The following is a 3618-nucleotide window of genomic DNA, read 5'->3' as shown; positions in this document are numbered from 1 at the left end:
GCGTTTTGTTGTCTATGATTGAGTTTCGAACTATCCGTTTTACTTCTGAGTTCAAAGCCAGTAGATTTGTAACCAATTCAGCACCTTGGCGCTAAACTTGGCTCTGTCGTGCGGGCAATATAACAAAGCGTTTAAGACGGACTCCCAACGCTTGGCGGCTTTAGTTCAAAGATATGCATCAGTGTTTATGGCATAATGTCTTGAGTGCAGTGGTAGCGTTGCTCGCCACTTAACGCGGCGTTAGCTTGTTCTTCGAGTTATGAGGTAAAAATGAAAACTTGTTATATGTGTGACTCGCTTGCAGTATCTAGTGAGCATGTCCCTCCTAAGTGTTTATTCCCCGAATCAAAAGACATCAAAGGCATAAATCTTAGGCAGCATCTCATTACTGTCCCAAGTTGTGATATCCATAATAGCGCAAAGAGTAAAGACGATGAGTTTTTGATGGTTTCATTGGCTGGGATATTTGGTAACAACTCAATAGGCTACCAACACAAGTTTACTAAAGTTAATCGAGCTATTAAGCGTTCATCAAATCGCCTGCTAGATGCAGCTTTCAAAAAGAGAAAGCACTATGTGCTTGAGCGTGACAATAATTTTCTCGAAGTTATTTGGGGTACACCTGATCATACTCGTTTGCGAGAGTGCTTTACCCATATAGCTTATGGGCTCTACTTTCATCACTTTCAAAAACGCTTTGAGGGGCAAGTAAAAGTAATGTTGGGCTATCTGCATAGCACCGATACTGCAAACAATAACTTTGTTCAATTTATTAAGGATCGTGCAGAAATCGACTTAAGAGGCGTAGAAATGCACGGAAAAAATCCTGACGTCTTTTACTATCAATTTGTCGAACCAGATGAGCATGGATTGTTTATGGTGCATATCAGGTTGTATGGTGGTATTGATGTTTACGCAGCATTTATACCAGAAAATAAACAAGTACCATTCAATCTAGGCTTCGAGCTGATGAATGCAGGTATAGAAACTGTCATAAGACTTGAAGGCAAAGAATACCGAGTAAATGGAAAAAGCTAACAAAGCATTTAAGAGTGATTCGCAACGCTTGGCAGTTTCGCTTCGCTCAAGTATAGCCAAGCGCCGCTCACACCTTAATGCGGCGTTATACGCTTTTAGGAAATAATCGAATATGAACAAGTTAGTATTCAGAGTTTGTGATGAGAATAGTCCGTATTGGGCTGATCTAGAAAGGTTATTTCAAAGTGAATGGTCTGACTTTTTCTTCGTTGATACCTATAAACCTGAAGCTAATCTTCCTCCAGTCTTGGTTGCTTTGAGAAACAACGAAGTTATCGGTGGATTGGCTTATTCTCGTTTTAAAGAGCCACATGGAAGTTCAGATGTCATTTGGTTTAATGCTGTCTTTGTTTCGCCAGAGTTGCGCGGTCAGGGCATTGCTAGTGAGTTGATTAACCGAGGTGTTGAGCAAGTATCAGAAATGCTTCAAAGTCATCTGTATGCTTATACAAATGTCGCCCCGTTGTACCAGTCTCTAGGTTGGTCGGTGGTTGATATTGAAAGTGAGCCAAATCATAGCGTAATGAGTATCTCACTCAGGACTTAACCACGCGTATAACAAAGCGTTTAAGACGGATTCCCAACGCTTGGCGGCTTCAGTTCAAAGATATGCATCAGTGTTTAGGGCGTAATGTCTTGAATGCAGTGGTAGCGTTGCTCACCACTTAACGCGGCGTTAGGCATTTTATTCAAATTCGAGGTGTTAAGTTGGAATATTTACAGCATTCAAGACAGTACTTTAAATCGTTTAGAGATACTCACCTTCAGGATTATTTCGAGTCTATGAAGGGATTTAAAGTTGGTGGAGGGTCAGGCTTTCAATACTTTGATGGTTCTGATGAAGTAAATCAAACGATGTATGATATTTATGGCAACTTAGAAGACTTTTACGCAGATCTATCTATTCCTGGAAAGTTTACCTCTCCTGAGGCATTGATTGACAGTTGGGTTAACTTTAAAAATCACCTAATCGCTAAAGGTAAAATCTTTGAAAACATCCAAAATGACCTAATTGAAGAACAGCAAAAATCTCAATTTCACAATCCGAGCGAACCAGTGGAATCACTGCTACCTCTACCTCTAAACGTTGTAAACGGCATTAGATTGGAAGTACTAGATGTCTTGGAGCATATTTTGGCAATGGAAGAGGTTAATAGTTACCTAAATCCTAATAGCGTTCCATCCTTGGAAAGTGCTGTTGAGACGATATGTCGTAATTTCCACAAATTTTGCAACCAATTGGGTAAGAGGTATGATAACAGAAGCACAATCTCTGTTTCTGACGAGTATGACGTTCAGGACTTGCTCCACTCGATTTTTAAACTGCATTTCAATGATGTACGAGCAGAAGAGTATACCCCTAGTTATGCGGGGGCAGCTTCCAGAATTGATTTTCTTCTTTCTGATGAAGAGTTAGCAATTGAAGTAAAAAAAACTAGGGCAGGACTTAAAGATAAGGGTATTGGAGAACAACTTATCATTGATACTGGACGGTATAGTACTCATCCTAAATGTAAGAAGCTTATATGTTTTGTTTATGACCCTGAACTATTGATTAAAAATCCAGAAGGGATTGAAAATGATCTTTCCAAATCAAGCAATGGTATTGATGTTCAGGTCATAATTTCACCAAAGGGCAACTAAATGCCTAACAAACTGTTCAAGAGGGATTCGCAACGCGTGGCATTTTCACTATGCGTTGGTTTTAGTGTTTAAGGTGGTATGCGGCGGCATCGGTATTGCGTTGCTCACCCCTTAACAGGGCGTTATGCGTTTACACACAGTAAGAGGTAAGTATGCTTCAGTCTAAAGTAGACAAAGAAGGGCTAGTGCCCTTAACTGAGATTTCCTGTTCAGGAGGTAAGCTGTTTTGTGGTCAACAAGAAGTATACGTAGATCCGAATGCAACCTCAGTATTCGACGGGCTTATTTCAAGTGATCGCTTAACGGCTATTTCTAAAATTAGATGCTTAGAGCGTGACATTAGAATGAAGAGGGCTCCTATTTTTGGTGTTCCTTTCATTGAAGCATTCAAAAAAATTCAGTCGCTAGGTGATACCAGAGTTCAGTCGAGTTATCAGAGAGCTGATTGGACAGAGTTATCAAAAGTTGGTGTCGTCGGAACGTTAGTTGCTCATATTGAAAAAATCGAGCATTGTGTAAAATTTGAGTGTTGGGAATTATTTAACCTCGACTCTGACTTGTTTTACGTTCATGGCGAAATTGATCTAGAAAGTGGGGTGTTTACCCACTTGGATGGCGCCACGATTTACTACTCTAAAGATGAAATCGAAGCTCTTATGTATCGACATATAGTTAGCCGTGGGGTTAAGCAAGACAAGCTATTCCGCTTAGATGGCAGTTTCTCTTTCGAGGAAGGGCATGCAATTATGCAAAAGTTTTTGCCATTAGAAGACCTAAGTTGTGAGTATCTTGAGCTGTAGGTACAACACGCATAACAAACAATTTAAGAGTGATTCCCCACGCTTGGCATTTTTGGTTTGGGTCAAGTTCAGTGTTTACGGCGCTCAATTTTAGTATCGTGGTAGCGTGGCTCACACCTTAATTGGGCGTTAGGTT

4 protein-coding genes are annotated in these 3618 nt (G+C 40.4%); all 4 read left to right on the top strand.

Translation table 11 applies throughout. The annotated features are described in order from the left end of the window. The first annotated feature begins 270 nt into the window (after positions 1-270). On the top strand, positions 271-1038 hold the full coding sequence (locus tag FCV43_RS19930; protein WP_136996154.1) for a hypothetical protein: 768 nt from the start codon (positions 271-273) through the stop codon (positions 1036-1038). 112 nt (positions 1039-1150) lie between these two features. Continuing rightward, the gene (locus tag FCV43_RS19925; protein WP_017053545.1) at positions 1151-1585 is read left to right on the top strand and encodes a GNAT family N-acetyltransferase; all 435 of its coding nucleotides are present in this window, start codon (positions 1151-1153) and stop codon (positions 1583-1585) included. A gap of 161 nt (positions 1586-1746) precedes the next feature. Continuing rightward, positions 1747-2682, top strand: a complete 936-nt coding sequence (locus FCV43_RS20555) for a hypothetical protein (protein ID WP_206380352.1) — start codon at positions 1747-1749, stop codon at positions 2680-2682. A gap of 152 nt (positions 2683-2834) precedes the next feature. Next, a complete protein-coding gene (locus tag FCV43_RS19910; RefSeq protein ID WP_136996153.1) occupies positions 2835-3482 on the top strand; it encodes a hypothetical protein in 648 nt (215 codons plus the stop codon). The last annotated feature ends 136 nt before the right edge of the window (positions 3483-3618 follow it).

It is taken from the genome of Vibrio genomosp. F6 (assembly GCF_005146325.1).
GTDB lineage: Bacteria > Pseudomonadota > Gammaproteobacteria > Enterobacterales > Vibrionaceae > Vibrio > Vibrio cortegadensis.
This window is presented reverse-complemented; position numbering and strand designations above follow the sequence as displayed.